Consider the following 16,217-nt stretch of genomic DNA (forward strand, 5'->3'; position numbering starts at 1 on the left):
CGTTGCGGATCGCGCCGCCCGGTTGCACCATCGCCGGATGTCGGACGACACCCACGAGGTCCTCAACCAGAGCCCGCCCTTCGGCGACGCGAACCTGTTTGCCGCCGACCTGCCGCTCCGGGGGGCGCTCGCGGCCTTCGGGCCTGCGTCCGACGCGGAGGGGCTCGCGGCCTTCGGGGGGCGCTGGGGCGCGGCCGAGCGCCTCGATCTCGGCCGCCTCGCCAACGCGCACCCCCCCGATTTGCGCACCCACGACGCGAGCGGGCACCGGGCCGACCGGGTCGAGTTCCACCCGGCCTACCACGCCCTGATGGCCGCGAGCGTCGCCGACGGGCTGCACGCCTCGATCTGGGACGGGGCGGATCCGCGCGCGCCGCGGGCCCGCGGCCATCTCGTCCGGGCGGCGCGTCAGTACATGGTGGCGGGCGTCGAGAGCGGGCATCTCTGCCCGATGACCATGACGAGCGCGGCGGTCGCGGCGCTCGGCCTCGCGCCCGACCACCTCGCCGCCTGGCTGCCGAAGATCACGAGCCGCACCTACGACCCGCGCTTTCGGCCCTGGCACGAGAAGGCCGGCGTCACCCTCGGCATGGGGATGACCGAGAAGCAGGGCGGCACGGACGTCCGCGCCAACACCACGCGCGCCGCGCCCCTCGGGGGCGATGCCTACGCGCTCACCGGCCACAAGTGGTTCTTCTCCGCCCCGATGTCCGACGCCTTCCTGGTGCTGGCGCAGGCCCCGGCCGGGCTGACCTGCCTGCTGGTGCCGCGTCACCGGCCCGACGGCGCGGTGAACGCCCTGCGGCTGCAGCGCCTCAAGGACAAGCTCGGCAACCGCTCGAACGCCTCCGCCGAGGTCGAGTTCGCGGGAGCCTTCGGTTGGCGCATCGGCGAGGAGGGCCGCGGCGTCCCGGCCATCCTGGCGATGGTGCAACTGACGCGTCTCGACTGTGCGGTCGCCTCGGCGGGCTTGTGCCGCATGGCCCTGGTGCTGGCGCTCCACCACGCCCGGCACCGGCGCGTGTTCCGGAAGCCGCTGCTCGACCAGCCGGCGATGCGGCGGGTGCTCGCCGATCTCGCCCTCGAGAGCGAGGCCCAGACCGCCCTGACGATGCGCCTCGCCGCCGCCTTCGACCGCGGCGAGACGGCGCGCACCCGCCTGCTCACCCCGGCGGTGAAGTACGCGGTCTGCAAGGCGGCGCCGGGCTTCGTCTACGAGGCGATGGAGGCGCTCGGCGGCAACGGCTACGTCGAGGAGAGCCCCCTGCCCCGGCTCTACCGCGAGGCGCCGGTCAACGCGATCTGGGAGGGCTCAGGCACCGTCATGGCCCTCGACGTCCTGCGCGCCGCCGCCCGCGCCCCCGAGGAGATCGCCGGCCTGGTGGCGGACCTCGCCGAGGAGGCGGCGGACCTGCCCGGCACGCGGGAGGCCGCCGCCGACATCCTCGCGGCCCTGCGCGCGCCCGACGCCGAGGCCCGCGTCCGCTTCGCCACCGGCCGCCTCGCGACCCTGGCCGCCGCCGCGGCGCTGGCCACCTGCGCCCCGCCGGCGGTGGCCGAGGCCTACGCGGCGACGCGCCTGTCCCGGGAGCGGGCGATGTACGGGGCGAACGGGGTCGGGGCGGTGACGGAGATGGTGCTGGGTCGGGCTCTGGGGTGACGTCGCGGATCCTCGCTGATCCGACGAGACGTCGCCCGATATGCGGCGTCGCTCCCGGTGTCGCGCGGGGGCCAGGACATGACGATGAAGACGTTGTGTGCTTGATGCGTTCCAAGACAGATCAAGTGCGTCTCCCCTCTCCCGTGTGGGCGAGCAGAGTCACACTTCGCCGTTGAAGGCCAAATCATTGTAAAAGCGCGCACTTTCCCATCCCCAGGCGATCCCGGGCAAGCCCAGGATCGCCTGGGGAGGGGAAGCGCGCTACCTTCAACGGGTAGAACTATCAGAGCCTGTTTGACCTATGGAGCCAGTATCGCCGGCACCTCTTCGATCCGATCCTCGACCTCATCCTGAGGTGTTAGTCGATCTTTGATCGACTGACCGCGAAGGAGGGCTCCAGAAATCGCCGGGATCCCTGGAACCCTCCTTCGAGGCCGCTACGCGGCACCTCAGGATGAGGTTGTGGGTGGGACGAGCATGGGAACCAAATCAAACAGGCTCTCAGACCGAGATGTGTGAATGCTGTAGCCCGTGTGGCAGGGGGGCCCGCGCCGTATTCTTAAAGGAACATTTTTCTTAATAGAATAGATGAAGCAGGGAGTGTATGAGGGAGCATCCCACCCGCACGTCGGGCCGAGGCGCCCGCCCCCGCGCGACGCCCGAAAATTCCCATGCCCACATCATAGCTGTCCCAATTGACGGACAGCAACCTGTCTGCATAATCGGACAGGTGAGCGCCGACGGGTCCCGTTGGCGGGCTCATGCAAGCCACGAGCCAGGGATGGCCCCGTGACCTCCGCGATCGAGCCCCACAAGGCGCGCCGGCTCTACCTGCTGCTGCGCGATCAGATCACCAGCGGGCGGCTGCCCTCCGGCGAGCGCCTGCCGGGCGAGCCCGTCCTCGCCGCCGAGCACGGGCTGGCGCGGGTGACGGTGCGGCGCGCCCTCGACCTGCTGGCCAGCGAGGGCCTGGTTCACCGCCGGCCCGGCTCGGGCACCTTCGTGCAGGGGCCGGCCGGCACCCGGCCGGTGGTCGGCGACCTGCCGAACCTGCTCTCGGGGCTGATCGCCATGGGGCGCGCCACCGGGGTGCGGCTCCTGTCCTTCGAGTACGTGGCGGCCCCGGCCGCCATCGCCGAGGCGCTGCTGCTCGAGCCCGGCGAGCGGGTGCAGCGCTCGGTACGGGTGCGGCTGATCGACGGCCAGCCCTTCTCCTACCTCACCACCCACGTGCCGGAGCGCGTCGGCCTGTCCTACTCGGAGGCCGACCTCGCGGCGACGCCGCTCCTCGAATTGATGGAGCGCTCCGGCATCGTCGCCGACCGGGGCACGCAGGCGATCGGCGCGACGCTCGCCGGCCCCGAAGTGGCCGAGGCCCTCGACCTCGAGGTCGGCTCGGCGCTGATCGACCTGACCCGGGTGGTGTTCGACCCCTCCGGCCGCGGCGTCGAGCACCTGCACGCCCTGTACAGGCCGGACCGCTACGCCTTCCAGATGGACCTCGTGCGCACCGGCGATGCCGGCGAGCGGCGCTGGACGCCGGCGAGCGCCCGCCCGACCAAGCCCGCGCACCTTTCGGCCAAACCCGCCTCGGCCAAGCCCGAGACCCGTCCCCGCCCCGCCGCCCTCAGGAGGCCCGCCCCGTGACCTCGATCGTCTCCCCGTCCCGCCGCGCCGTCCTGCGCACCGGCCTCGCCGCGACCTCCCTGGTGGCGATGCCGGCAATCCTGCGGGCGCAAGGCGCGGCCGTGAAGCTCGGCATCATCCAGCCGGTCACCGGGGCGCTCGCCAATGACGGCGACCTCGGCAAGCTCGGCGCGGAGCTGGCGGTGCAGGACATCAACGCCGCCGGCGGACTGAAAGCGCTTGGCGGCGCCAAGCTCGAGATCGTCTTCGCCGACAGCCGCTCGAACCCCGAGACCGCCGCGCAGGAGACCGAGCGCCTGAACGGCGAGGGCGTGGCGGCGATCGTCGGCGGCTTCGCCAGCGGGCTCTGCGCCACGGCGAGCCAGGCGGCGTCGCGCTACGACCTGCCCTACCTGATCGATGTCGGCGTCGCCGACCAGCTGACCCAGCGCGGGCTCAAGAACACCTTCCGGTTCTCGCCGAGCTTCGGCATGGTGACGAAGAGCGCGCTGGAGCGCCTCGTCGCGCTGAACGACGCCGCCGGCAAGCCGGCCCGCACGGTGGTGATCGTGCACGAGGACGGCCTGTTCGGCTCCGGCCTCGCCAAGCTGCTCCAGGCGGAGCTGCCGAAGCTCGGCTTCGAGATCCTGGAGACCGTCTCGCACCCGACCCCGGCCCGCGACATGGCCAACGTCGTGCTGCGCATCCGCTCGCTCCAGCCCGACCTCGTCATCCCGTCGAACTACTACGGCGAGTTCGTGCTCCTCGCCCGCACCCTGCAGCAGCAGCGCGTCCGCCCGAAGGGCATCTACGCGATCCTCGGCGGCGGCGCCTCCTCCTTACGCTTCGTCAAGGAATTCCCGCAGGCGGCCGAGGGCGTGATGGACTGCAACCACTGGCCCGACCCGAAGAACCCGCTCTCGGCCGAGCTGCGCAAGCGCACCGAGGCGACCGGCCGCGCCTTCGCCTACAACGTGCCGATGAACTACTCCGCCGTGCGCCTGATGGCCGAGGCGATCGAGAAGGCCGGCGCGCCCGACCGGCTCAAGATCATCGAGGCCCTGTCGACCCAGAGCTTCTCGAGCGGCGTGATGCCCTACGGCCAGTCGAAGTTCGCGACCGGCCAGAACACCAGCGCGATGCCGCTCAACACCCAGGTCCAGGGCGGCGACGTCAAGGTGATCGCGCCCGACTCCTACGCCGAGGCCAAGGCGAACTTCCCGCTGAAGGCGTGACGATGTACGCGCCCCAGATCCTGATCGAGGCGGCCCTCAACGGCCTGATGACCGGGGCGGTCTACGCCCTCATCGCCCTCGGGCTGACCCTGGTCTACGGGGTGCTGCACATCATCAACTTCGCGCATGGGGCGCTCCTCACCGTCGCGATGTTCGCGGTCTGGGGCGCCTTCGCGCTGTTTCGCGTCGATCCGTACCTGGCGATGCTCGGCATCGTGCCGCTGATGTTCGGCGCAGGCTACGCGCTCCAGCGCTTCGTCATCGGCCCGGCGAGCCACGGCAGCGACAACAACGTGCTGCTCGTGACGCTCGGCCTGTCGATCGTGCTGGAGAACGCGCTCCTGGCGCTGTTTCGCTCCGACACGAGGGCGCTCGACTCCGACGCGGCGCTCCAGGTGGTCGAGCTCGGTCCCCTCCTCCTCTCGACGCCGCGGCTCATCGGCTTCGCCGCCTCGCTCGCCGTGACGGCGCTCCTCTGGCTGCTGCTCAACCGTACCGATACGGGCCGGGCGATCCGGGCGGTGGCGCGGGAGAAGCTGGGGGCCCGCCTCGTCGGCATCGAGGTCGACCACGTCTACGCCGTCACCTTCGGGCTCGGCTGCGCGTGCCTGGCCGTCGCCGCCTGCCTCCTGATGCCGACCTACTACGTCAACCCGCGCTCGGGCGCCGCCTTCGTGCTCGTCGCCTTCACCATCGTGGTGCTCGGCGGCATGGGGTCGATCACCGGCGCCCTCGTCGGCGGCCTGATCATCGGGGTGGTCGAGAGCTTCTCGGGGCTCCTGCTCGGCGACAGCCTCGGGCAGATCGGCATCTTCCTCATCTTCATCCTGGTGCTGCTGGTGCGGCCGACCGGTCTGTTCGGAGCCCGCGCATGAGCGCCCGCGACCTCCTGCCCCTGTTCCTCGCCCTGGCGGTGCTGGCGGCCCTGCCCTTCCTCGGCCTGTCGGGCAGCGTCCTCAACTTCCTGGTCACCACGCTCATCATCGCGCTCGCGGGCCTCGGCTGGAACGTGCTCGGCGGCTTCGGCGGCCAGTACTCCTTCGGCCACGCCGCCTTCTTCGGCACCGGCGCCTACGCCACCGCGGTGCTGCAGGTGAAGTTCGGCTGGAACGCCTGGGGGGGGCTCGCCGCCGGGATCGGGCTCGGCACCCTGGTGGGCCTTGCGATCGGCTACCTGAGCTTCCGGGCCGGCCTGCGCGGCTCCTACTTCGCCCTGGTGACGCTGGCCTTCGCCGAGGTCTTCCGCATCCTGGCGAATTCCGCCGACCTCACCGGGGGTGCCGCCGGCCTGCTCCTCAAGCTCCAGCCGGGCGTCGCGACCCTGCAATTCGCCGACCGGCGCGTCTTCTACCTCCTCGTCCTCGCCTTCGTGGGGCTGGCGCTCCTCGCCTCGCGCTGGCTCGAACGCTCGCGCTTCGGCGCCCACCTGATCGCCGTGCGCGAGAACGAGGAGGCGGCCCGCGCGCTCGGCGTCGACGCGCTCGCCGTGAAGCTGCGCGCCATCGCCCTCTCGGCAGCGATCACGGCCGCCGCCGGCGGGCTCTACGTGCAGTACTTCCTCTACCTCGACGCCGGCGTGGCCTACGGCACCTGGATCTCCGTCGAGGCGCTCCTCGCCCCGATCGTCGGCGGCATCGGCACCGCCTTCGGGCCGCTCGTCGGCGCTCTCGCGCTCCAGGGTCTCGGCGAGGTCACCAAGCACCTGGCGGGCGGCATCCCGGGGGTCGACCTCGTGGTGTTCGGCGCCTGCCTGATCGCCGTCATCGCCTTCGCGCCCCAGGGGCTTCTCGGCCTGCGCCGCCGGCGCTTCGCGCGCCGCAAGGGCGCCGCAACGGTGGGGGCCTGACCGATGCTCGCCGTCGACTCCCTCACCAAGCGCTTCCAGGGCCTCGTCGCGGTCGACCGGGCGTCCCTCGCCGTGCCGGCGGGGTCGATCACCGGGCTCATCGGCCCGAATGGCGCCGGCAAGACCACCCTGTTCGGAATGATCTCGGGCTTCCTCGACCCCAGCGAGGGACGGGTGCTGTTCGATGGCGCGGACGTGACGGCGGAGGCGCCGCACCTGCGGGCGCGGCGCGGCATTGCCCGCACCTTCCAGATCGTCCAGCCCTTCGCCGGCCTGACCGTCGCCGAGAACATCGCGGTCGGCGCCTATCTGCGCCACCCGCGGCGCGCGGACGCCGTGGCGAAGGCCCGCGAGGTCGGGACGAGGGTGGGCTTGCGTGACCAGCTCGACAAGCCGGCCGCCGACCTCACCGTCGCGGGGCGCAAGCGCCTGGAGGTGGCCCGGGCGCTCGCCACCGAGCCGCGGCTCCTCCTCCTCGACGAGGTGCTGGCGGGCCTGAACCCCTCCGAGATCCGCGACATCCTGCCGGTGGTGCGCGCCATCCGCGACGGCGGCGTCACCATCCTGATGATCGAGCACATCATGCAGGCGGTGATGACCCTGTGCGAGGAGGTCTACGTCCTGGCGCAAGGCAAGATGATCGCGTCGGGCCCGCCGCAGCGGGTCTGCGCCGACCCGCTCGTGATCGAGGCCTATCTCGGCAAGGGCGCCGCCGCCCGCATGAAGGCCGACACCGCCGTCAATGGCGAGGCCGTCGATGCTTGAGGTGACGGGCCTGCGCGCCGGCTACGGCGCCACCGAAGTGTTGCGCGGCATCGACCTCTCGGTCCGCGAGGGCGAGATCGTCGCCGTGCTCGGCGCCAACGGCGTCGGCAAGACCACGCTCAACAAGGTCCTGTCCGGGGTGGTGTCGGCGCGGGCCGGCGAGATCCGCTTCGACGGCCAGCCGATCGCGAAGGCCTCGGCCTCGTCCATCGTCGAGGCCGGGCTGATCCACGTGCCGGAAGGCCGCAAGATCTTCCCGAACCTGAGCGTGCGCGAAAATCTGGTGCTCGGCAGCTACCGCCGCGGCCGGGCCCGGAGAGCTGAGAACATCGAGCGGGTCTTCACGACCTTCCCGCGCCTGCGCGAGCGGGCGGGCCAGGCCGCCGGCACGCTGTCGGGCGGCGAGCAGCAGATGCTCGCCATCGGCCGCGGCCTGATGGCCGAGCCGCGCCTCCTGATCCTCGACGAGCCCTCGCTCGGGCTCTCGCCGCTCCTCGTCGAGGAGATGTTCACGCTCGTCCGTACCCTCAATGGCCAAGGACTGCCGATCATGCTGGTGGAGCAGAACGTGGTGCAGTCGCTCGATCTCGCGACCCGCGCCTACATCCTGGAGAACGGCACCGTCGCGCTCGAAGGCGACGCCGCGACGCTGGCCGCCGACCCGGCCCTGCGCCGGGCCTATCTGGGGCTGTAGCCATGGGCATCGTCACCCCCGGCATCGTCCCGGCGACCACGCTGCTGGCCGAGCCCGCTCCCGCTTGGCTCGGCCGCTGGACCGCCTTCGCGGCGGACCTCGCGTTCTCAGACATCCCTGAGGCCGCCGTCGAGCGCGCCCGCCTCGTCCTCCTCGATTCCCTCGGCGTCATCGCCGCCGGGATGCGCGAGCCGGAATGCCGGGCGCTGGCCGAGCGCCTCGCCCGCCGCACCGGCCCGGCGCCGGCGATCGGGAGTGGCCTCTCGCTCGATCCCCGCGACGCCGCCCTCGTCAACGGAACTGCGGGGACGACGCTGGAACTCGACGAGGGCAACCAGTACGCCCGCGGCCACCCGGCGATCCACGTTGTCCCGGCCGTGCTGGCGGCCGCGCAGGAGACCGGCGCCTCGGGCGCAGAGCTTATCGCGGCCCTCGTCCTCGGCTACGAGATCGGGGCGCGGATCGGCATCGCCTCGCGGTTGCGCGTGACGATGCACCCGCACGGCACCTGGGGCACGGTCGGCGCGGCCCTCGGTGTCGCGAAGATTCACGGCGCCGACGCCGCGATGATCGGCCAGGCGATCGGCCTCGCCTCGTCCCTGGGCCTGAGCACCAGCCGGCGCACGATGCTGGAGGGGGCGACGGTCCGCAACACCTATGCGGGCTTCTCCAACCAGCTCGGTCTGACCGCCTGGGACCTCGCCGCGAGCGGCTTCCTGCCGGAGCGCGACGGGATCGGCACGGTTTACGGCGGCATCCTGGCCGACGATTTCTCGCCCGAGGCGATGGTCGAGGAATTGGGCATCCGCTGGGAGATCGCCCGCAACTACTTCAAGCGCCACGCCGCCTGCCGCTACACCCACGGCGCCCTCGACGCCCTGGCGCAGATCCGCGCCGAGGCCGGGCCGCTCGACCCGGATTCCGTGCGGTCGGTCGAGGTCGCGACCTATGTCTGGGCGGCGCAGCTCGACCATCCGGCGCCCGGCACGATGCTGGCGGCGAAGTTCTCCCTGCCCTTCGCGCTCGCCGCCGCCCTGGTGCGGGGGGAGGCCAACACCGACGCCTTCCGCGACGAGGCGCGGGCCGATCGCCGCATCCTGGCGCTCGCCCGCCGGGTGATGGTGCAGGAGGATCCGACCATGACGGCGCAGCTCCCGGGCCTGCGACCCGCCAAGGTCACCCTGACGCTCGCCGACGGCCGCAAGCTCTCGGCCCAGGCGCTCACCAACCGCGGCGATACCGAGGACCCGTACTCGGCCGATGACGTCCGGGAAAAGTTCCGGGCGCTCGCCGGGCCGGTCTGGGGGGCGGAGCGGAGCGAAAAGATCGTCGCGGCGGTGGCGGGGATCGATCGGGCGGAGGGGATTGGGGGGTTGCTGGGGTTGGTGGCGTGACTTTCTCGCCTGATCTCGGAAGAAAAATAAAATAAAATTATAGATACGCCTCTTGGATCACTGACGAATTAACAATTCGGGAATTGACCCAACTTCCGTCTAGCCACTGCCAACACGTTACAAGTGCGCGCGCTCCCCTCCCCCTTGTGGGGAGGGGTTAGGGGTGGGGGTGGGGCCGCGTGAAGCTCGGCGGTGTCTTCTGCACCACCCCCACCTCCGGCTCCTCCCCACAAGGGGGAGGAGAGAGTGCTCCACTCCGCTACCGGCAGGGAGAGGCGAGCACGCACCACGCGAATGCGATGAAACCGAACGAGGAACACCTGTCGTCATGTCCCTGAAGTCCCGTCTCGCCGAGGACCGCGTCCTCGTCGCTCCGGGCGTCTACGACGCCCTCACGGCCTCGATCGCCACGGATGCGGGCTTCGAGGCCCTGTACCTCTCCGGCGCGGCCATCGCCTATACCCGCCTCGGACGGCCCGATATCGGCCTCGTCTCGATGAGCGAGGTCGCCGAGACCGTGACCCTGGTGCGCGACCGGGTGGCGACGCCCCTCGTGGTCGATGCCGACAACGGCTACGGCAACGCGCTCAACGTCGAGCGCACCGTGCGGCTGTTCGAGCGGGCCGGCGCCAGCGCGATCCAGCTCGAGGACCAGAGTTACCCGAAGCGCTGCGGCCATCTGCAGGACAAGACGCTGATCGGGAAGGAGGACATGGTCGGGAAGATCCGCGCGGCCCTGGATGCGCGCCTGAGCCCCGAGACCCTGATCGTCGCCCGCACCGACGCGGTGGCGGTCGAGGGCTTCGAGCGGGCGATCGAGCGGGCCCAGGCCTACGCGGAGGCCGGCGCCGACGTGCTGTTCGTCGAGGCGCCGCGCTCGGCCAACCAGCTCGCCGCGGTCACCAAGGCTCTCGGGACGCAGCGTCCCCTCGTCGCCAACATGGTCGAGGGCGGCGACACGCCGCTCGCCTCGGCGGCCGATCTCGGGGCTTTGGGCTTTCGCCTGGTGATCTTCCCGGGCGGCATCGTCCGGGCGCTCGCCCACACCGCGAAGGCCTACTACGCCTCCCTCGCCGAGGCCGGCACCAACGCCCCCTTCTCCGAGCGGATGTTCGATTTCGGCGAGCTGAACGCGCTGATCGGCACCCCCGAGATGCTGGCCCGCGGCCGCGCCTATGAAGGAAGCGATCGATGACCCAGATCGACCCCGTCACCCTGGCGGTGCTGAAGGGCCGCCTGGAGCAGATCGCCGACGAGATGGACGCGACGCTCTACCGCTCGGCCTTCAACCCGATCATCGCGGAGGCCCGCGACGCCTGCCACGGCCTCTACCACGCCACCACCGGCGACACCCTGGTCCAGGGCACCAAGGGCCTGCCGATCTTCGTCGGCGCCATGGCCTTCGCGGTGAAGGCCGTGATCGCCAAGGTCGCGCTTGAGGGGGGCCTGGAGCCCGGCGACACGTTCCTGTTCAACGACCCCTATAGCGGCGGCACACACCTCAACGACTTCCGGCTGGTCCGCCCGGTCTTCCGGGACGGCAAGCTTTTTTGCTGGCTCGCCTCGGTCGGCCACTGGCTCGACATCGGCGGCAACGTGCCGGGCGGCTACAACCCGAAGGCCACGGAGAGCTTCCAGGAGGGCGTGCGCTTTCCCCCGGTGAAGCTCTTCTCCGCCGGCCGCCTGAACCAGGACATCGTCGACATCCTGGCCGCCAACACCCGCGTGCCGACCTCGAACTGGGGCGACCTCAACGGCCAGCTCAACGCCCTCGATCTCGGCGAGCGCCGCTTCACCGCGCTCCTCGACGAGTACGGCGACGCCACGGTGGACGCCGCCTTCGCGGCCTTCTCCGACCGGGCCGAGGCCCTGATGCGTGCCGCGATCCGCGCCCTGCCGGATGGCCGCTACAGTTTCGAGGACGTGCTCGACAACGACGGCATCACCGACGAGCCCCTGACCATCGCCCTCGACCTGACCATCGCGGGCGACAGCATGGTCCTCGACTTCTCGCGCTCCTCCGCCCCGGCGCAGGGCCCGATCAACATCTCGCACGCGACGACCGTCGCCGCCTGCTACGTCGCCTTGAAGCACGTCTTCACCGAGGTGCCGGCCAATGCCGGCTGCCTGCGGCCGATCACCTTCACGGTGCCGGAGACGACCTTGCTCGGCGCCGGCGCGCCCAAGCCCATGGCGGGCTACACCGAGACGATCCTGCGGCTGATCGGCGTCGTGCTGGGCGCCCTGGCCGAGGCCGATCCGGAGCGGGCGACCGCCGCGCCCTTCGGCACCATCAACGCGCTGTCGCTCGCCGGCCACCGGCCGGACGGCTCGCGCTGGGTGATGTTCTCGTTCTTCGGCGGCGGCCTCGGCGGCAACCCCGAGACCGACGGCCTGAGCCACGCCAACAACCCGATCTCGACCGCGACGATCCCGCCGGTGGAGATCCTGGAGGCCGCCTACCCGGTCGTCTTCACGCAATGGTCCTTGAGGCCCGACAGCGCCGGGGCCGGCGCGCATCGCGGCGGGCTCGGGGCCGTCTACGAGATCGAGACCCTGACCGACGCCGACGTCTTCCTGCTCGGCGAGCGCGGCAAGGTGGCGCCGTTCGGCGTCAAGGGCGGGAAGCCGGCGGCGCTCAACCGCTTCGCCTGGCAGACGCAAGGCGGCTGGGCGAGCCCGCCGATGGTCTCGAAGGTCACCGATGTGCGGATCAAGGCCGGCGAGCGGGTGCGGCTCGAGACGCCCGGCGGCGGCGGCTTCGGCCACCCGGCCGAGCGCGACCGCGAGGCCCTGAACCGCGACCTGCGCCTCGGCTACGTCACGCCGGAGGCTGCCGCCCGCGACTACGAGCTTGAAAAGATCCGCTTGGGAGAGACCCGATGACCCCCCGCGCCATCGTCGGCGTCGATGTCGGCGGCACCTTCACCGACCTCTTCTACTACGACGAGGCCGCCGGCCGCTTCCAGACCGGCAAGGTGCCGTCGAACCGCGGCGACGAGGCGGTCGGCTTCCTCGCCGGCCTCAAAGGCTTCGGCCCGGTCGCCGGTCTCGCCTCGATCGTCCACGGCACGACCGTCGGCACCAACGCGCTGCTGGAGCGCAAGGGCGCCCGGATCGGCCTCATCACCACCCGGGGTTTTCGCGACGTCCTGGAGATGCGCCGGCGCGACCGGCGCCACACCTGGGGCCTGTGGGGCGATTTCGTCCCCGTCGTCGACCGGGATCTCCGACTCGAGGTCGACGAGCGCACGCTCGCCGACGGCACGATCCGCCAGGCGGTCGATCCGGACCAGGTGGCGGAGGCCGCCCGCGCGCTCCTCGCCAACGGCGCCGAGGCCCTGGCGATCTGCTTCGTCAACGCCTACGCCAACCCGGAGAACGAGCGGGTGGCGCTGGACGCCGCCTCCGCCGTGTGGCCCAACGCCAATGTCGAGCGGTCGTCCGGCATCCTGCCGGAGATCCGCGAGTTCGAGCGCACCTCGACCACGGTGCTCAACGCCTACCTGCAGCCGGTCGTCGGCAGCTACCTCGGCAAGCTCGACCGGGCGCTGGAGTCGGAAGGGTTCGAAGGCCGCTTCCACATCGTGCAGTCGAATGGCGGCGTGATGTCGACCGCGACCGCCCGGCGGCTGCCGGTGCGCACCGCCCTCTCGGGGCCCGCCGCCGGGGTCATCGCGGCCGCGGCGATCGCCAAGGAGGCCGGCTTCCCGAACGTGATCACCGGCGACCTCGGCGGCACCTCCTTCGACGTGTCGCTGGTGGTCGAGGGCGAGACGGCGCTCGCCGCCCAGACCACCATCGATTTCGGCCTCGTGATCCGTACGCCGATGATCGAGATCAGCACCATCGGGGCCGGCGGCGGCTCGATCGCCCATGTCGATGCCGGCGGGCTGCTCCAGGTCGGGCCGGAGAGCGCCGGCTCGCGGCCGGGACCGGTCTGCTACGGCCAGGGCAACACCCGCCCGACGCTGACCGACGCCAACGTGGTGCTCGGTCGCATCAACGCCGAGCGGCCGATCGGCGGGGCGCTCAAGCGCCTCGACGTCGAGGCCGCGAAGGCCGCGATCCGGGAGCACGTCGCCGCACCGCTCGGCCTCGACGTGATGGCGGCGGCCGAAGCGATCGTGCGCGTCGCCGACGGCAAGATGGCGGGCGCGATCCGCCTCGTCTCGATCGAGCGCGGCCACGACCCCCAGAAATTCGCTGCGGTGCCGTTCGGCGGCGGCGGGGCGCTCCATGTCGGGGCGCTGATCAAGGATGTGGGCCTGCGCGGCGCCCTGGTGCCGCGCTACCCGGGCGTCACCTCGGCACTCGGCTGCGTCATCGCCGACATCCGCCACGACCAGGTCCAGACCCTGAACCTGTCGCTCGCCACCCTCGACGCCGCCGCCCTCGACCGGCGGATGGTGGCGGAAGCCGAGAGCGCCCGCGCGGTGGTCGAGGCCGCCGGCCTCACCGTCTCGCGGATCGACACGGTGTTCGAGCTCGACATGCACTATGTCGGCCAGACCCACACCGTGGCGGTGGCGCTGCCCGTCACGGTCGCGAACGGCACCACCGGCATCACCGCAGGCGTGATCCAGGCGGCGTTCGAGGCGGCCTACCGCACCTCGTTCAGCCGGCTGCTGCCGGGCCTCGGCACCCGGATCGTCAACCTGCGCACCGCGGCGATCGGCCGGCGGCCGCATTTCGACCTCGCCGCCCTGGCGCCGGGACCCGACGCCTCGCTGGACTCCGCCCGCCTCGGCAGCCGCCCGGTGTGGTTCTCCGGCGCCTGGCACGAGGCGGCGGTCTATGCCCGCCTGGCGCTGCCGGTCGGGGCCGAGATCCCCGGCCCGGCGATCCTCGAGCAGCCGGACGCCACCACCGTGGTCGATCCCGACCTGACGGCGCGGGTCGACCGGCTCGGCAACGTCGTGGTCACCCGCACGGGAGAGCCCGCATGAGCCATGCCCCGATCCCGATCGAGCGCACGGCGCTCCTGATCTGCGACCTGCAGAACGACTTCCTGCATCCGGACGGCGCCTATGGCCGGGCCGGCCAGGCCGCGCCCGAGATCGCCGCCGTGCCCGCAACGGTGCGGCCGCTCGCCGAGCTGATCCGGGCCAAGGGCGGGTTCATCGTCTCGACCCACTTCACCCTGGTGCCGGGCAAGGGCGGCGAGCCGCTGATCTCGCCCCACCTGCGCGAGTTGCGCCCGTTCCTGCGGAAGGGCGACTTCCTGCCCGGGGCCTGGGGGCATGCACTGGTCGACGCATTGCAGCCCGCCGACCTCTCGGTCGAGAAGGTCGCCTACTCGGCCTTCTACATGACCCGGCTCGAATGGGTCCTGCGCAAGGCGGGCATCGAGCGGCTGATCGTGTCGGGCATCGTCACCAATGGCGGCGTCGCCTCGACGGTGCGCGACGCCCATGTCCGCGACTTCTCGGTCACGGTCCTGTCGGATGGCTGCGCCGCCTTCTCGCCCTCCGTGCACCAGACCGCCATCGACGCCCTGAAGCCGGTCTGCCGGGTGGCGGACGTCGCCGAGATCATCCGGGAGCTGTCGGCATGAGGGTCGAGCCCGCCGCCTCCGTGTCCTTCGACATCGAGGTGCCGGTCGCCATCATCGGCGCCGGCGCCGCCGGGCTGGTGGCGGCGTTGGCCGCCCACGAGGCCGGGGCCGAGGTGCTGGTGGTCGAGCGCGACCCCGTGCCCCGCGGCTCCACCGCCCTCTCGGCCGGGCTGGTCCCTGCCCCCGGCACCCGCTGGCAGCGCGAATCGGCCATCGAGGACAGCCCGGAGCTTTTCGCCAGGGACATCATGGCGAAGGCCAAGAACGAGCCCGATCCCGCCCTCGTCGCGCGGCTCGCCGGGGCCGTGGGTCCCGCCCTCGAATGGCTCAGCCACCGCCACGGGCTGCCCTTCTCGGTCATCACCGATTTCCGCTATCCGGGGCACTCCGCCAACCGCATGCACGGCCTGCCGAGCCGGTCGGGCGAGGAGCTGGTCGACCGCCTCGCCCGGGCGGTCGAGGAGGCCGGCATCCCGGTCCTGTGCGAGGCCACCGTCGACACGCTCTACACGGAGGACGGCGCGATCCGGGGCATCGCCCTCGTGCGTCCGGACGGCTCGCGGGACCGTGTCGCCTGCCGGGCCCTGGTGCTCGCCTGCAACGGCTACGGCGGCAACAAGGCGCTGGTGGCGCAGCACGTCCCGGAGCTGGCGGACGCGCTCTATTTCGGTCACGAAGGCAACCAGGGCGACGCGCTGCTCTGGGGCGAGGCCTTGGGCGCCGCCACCCGCCACCTCTCGGGCCACCAGGGCCACGGCTCCGTGGCGCACCCGCACGGCATCCTGATCACCTGGGCCACGATCACCGAGGGCGGGTTCCAGGTGAATGCGGAAGGGCGGCGCTTCTCCGACGAGAGCAAAGGCTATTCCGAGCAGGCGGCGGAGGTTCTGCGCCAGCCCGGTGGCACCGCCGTCACGGTGTTCGACGCGCGCATCGCCGGCATCGCCCGCCAGTTCGAGGACTTTCGCCGGGCGGAGGGCGCCGGGGCGATCGTCGCGGCGGATACGATGGCGGCGCTGGCGGCGCGGCTGCACCTGCCGGAGGAAGCGCTGACTGCGACGCTGGCCGAGGTCGAGGCGCTCAAGCGCGCGGGCGGCCGGGACGACTTCGGACGCTCCTTCGCGGGCGTGCCGATGCTGAGCCCGCCCTACCGGGCGGTGCGGGTGACGGGGGCCCTGTTCCACACGCAAGGGGGCCTCGTGGTCGACGGCGACGCGCGGGTGCTGAGGCAAGACGGTGCGCCGATCCCGAACCTGTTCGCGGCCGGCGGGGCGGCCTGCGGCGTGTCGGGGACGGGGCCGGGCGGCTATCTCTCGGGCAACGGGCTCTTGGCGGCCGTGGCGCTCGGGCGCATCGCCGGGCAGGCGGCTGGGGCGATGGCATAGCTGAGGATCAAGCTGCCTCCGGCAAGTACAACGCGGGATCCCCTCTCCCGTGTGG

Annotated in this window: 13 protein-coding genes; all 13 read left to right on the forward strand. The window is 71.9% G+C overall.

What is annotated here, in order from left to right; translation table 11 throughout:
* Positions 1-37 precede the first annotated feature (37 nt).
* The 13 genes from EU555_RS18445 to EU555_RS18510 all read left to right on the forward strand — a co-directional run bounded on the left by EU555_RS18445 (position 38) and on the right by EU555_RS18510 (position 16,162).
* Complete coding sequence (locus tag EU555_RS18445) at positions 38-1,660, forward strand: isovaleryl-CoA dehydrogenase (protein WP_135416651.1); 1,623 nt, start codon at positions 38-40, stop codon at positions 1,658-1,660.
* Between the two features lie 789 nt (positions 1,661-2,449).
* Positions 2,450-3,307: a UTRA domain-containing protein gene (locus EU555_RS18450; protein ID WP_135416653.1), complete on the forward strand. Its 858-nt coding sequence runs from the start codon at positions 2,450-2,452 to the stop codon at positions 3,305-3,307.
* Positions 3,304-4,521 (forward strand): ABC transporter substrate-binding protein, encoded by a 1,218-nt coding sequence (locus EU555_RS18455; protein WP_425375129.1) that lies wholly within the window; start codon positions 3,304-3,306, stop codon positions 4,519-4,521. Before EU555_RS18450 ends, EU555_RS18455 begins: the two co-directional genes overlap by 4 nt.
* A 2-nt stretch (positions 4,522-4,523) precedes the next feature.
* A complete protein-coding gene (locus tag EU555_RS18460; RefSeq protein ID WP_135416654.1) occupies positions 4,524-5,396 on the forward strand; it encodes a branched-chain amino acid ABC transporter permease in 873 nt (290 codons plus the stop codon).
* Positions 5,393-6,367, forward strand: coding sequence for a branched-chain amino acid ABC transporter permease (locus tag EU555_RS18465; RefSeq protein WP_135416656.1), 975 nt, complete (start codon positions 5,393-5,395; stop codon positions 6,365-6,367). The genes EU555_RS18460 and EU555_RS18465 overlap by 4 nt, the downstream gene beginning before the upstream one ends.
* A gap of 3 nt (positions 6,368-6,370) precedes the next feature.
* Positions 6,371-7,132, forward strand: coding sequence for an ABC transporter ATP-binding protein (locus tag EU555_RS18470; protein ID WP_135416658.1), 762 nt, complete (start codon positions 6,371-6,373; stop codon positions 7,130-7,132).
* Complete coding sequence (locus EU555_RS18475) at positions 7,125-7,826, forward strand: ABC transporter ATP-binding protein (protein WP_135416659.1); 702 nt, start codon at positions 7,125-7,127, stop codon at positions 7,824-7,826. Before EU555_RS18470 ends, EU555_RS18475 begins: the two co-directional genes overlap by 8 nt.
* 2 nt (positions 7,827-7,828) lie before the next feature.
* Positions 7,829-9,220 carry an MmgE/PrpD family protein gene (locus EU555_RS18480; RefSeq protein WP_135416661.1) on the forward strand — a complete coding sequence of 464 codons (1,392 nt, stop codon included), beginning with the start codon at positions 7,829-7,831 and terminating at the stop codon, positions 9,218-9,220.
* 328 nt (positions 9,221-9,548) lie between these two features.
* Positions 9,549-10,415, forward strand: a complete 867-nt coding sequence (locus EU555_RS18490; RefSeq protein WP_135416665.1) for an isocitrate lyase/PEP mutase family protein — start codon at positions 9,549-9,551, stop codon at positions 10,413-10,415.
* The gene (locus EU555_RS18495; protein ID WP_135416667.1) at positions 10,412-12,106 is read left to right on the forward strand and encodes a hydantoinase B/oxoprolinase family protein; all 1,695 of its coding nucleotides are present in this window, start codon (positions 10,412-10,414) and stop codon (positions 12,104-12,106) included. Before EU555_RS18490 ends, EU555_RS18495 begins: the two co-directional genes overlap by 4 nt.
* On the forward strand, positions 12,103-14,169 hold the full coding sequence (locus EU555_RS18500; RefSeq protein WP_135416669.1) for a hydantoinase/oxoprolinase family protein: 2,067 nt from the start codon (positions 12,103-12,105) through the stop codon (positions 14,167-14,169). Before EU555_RS18495 ends, EU555_RS18500 begins: the two co-directional genes overlap by 4 nt.
* Positions 14,166-14,777 carry a cysteine hydrolase family protein gene (locus EU555_RS18505; protein ID WP_135416671.1) on the forward strand — a complete coding sequence of 204 codons (612 nt, stop codon included), beginning with the start codon at positions 14,166-14,168 and terminating at the stop codon, positions 14,775-14,777. Before EU555_RS18500 ends, EU555_RS18505 begins: the two co-directional genes overlap by 4 nt.
* The gene (locus EU555_RS18510; RefSeq protein WP_135416673.1) at positions 14,774-16,162 is read left to right on the forward strand and encodes an FAD-dependent oxidoreductase; all 1,389 of its coding nucleotides are present in this window, start codon (positions 14,774-14,776) and stop codon (positions 16,160-16,162) included. The genes EU555_RS18505 and EU555_RS18510 overlap by 4 nt, the downstream gene beginning before the upstream one ends.
* The last annotated feature ends 55 nt before the right edge of the window (positions 16,163-16,217 follow it).

Source organism: Methylobacterium nonmethylotrophicum (assembly GCF_004745635.1).
Lineage (GTDB): Bacteria > Pseudomonadota > Alphaproteobacteria > Rhizobiales > Beijerinckiaceae > Methylobacterium > Methylobacterium nonmethylotrophicum.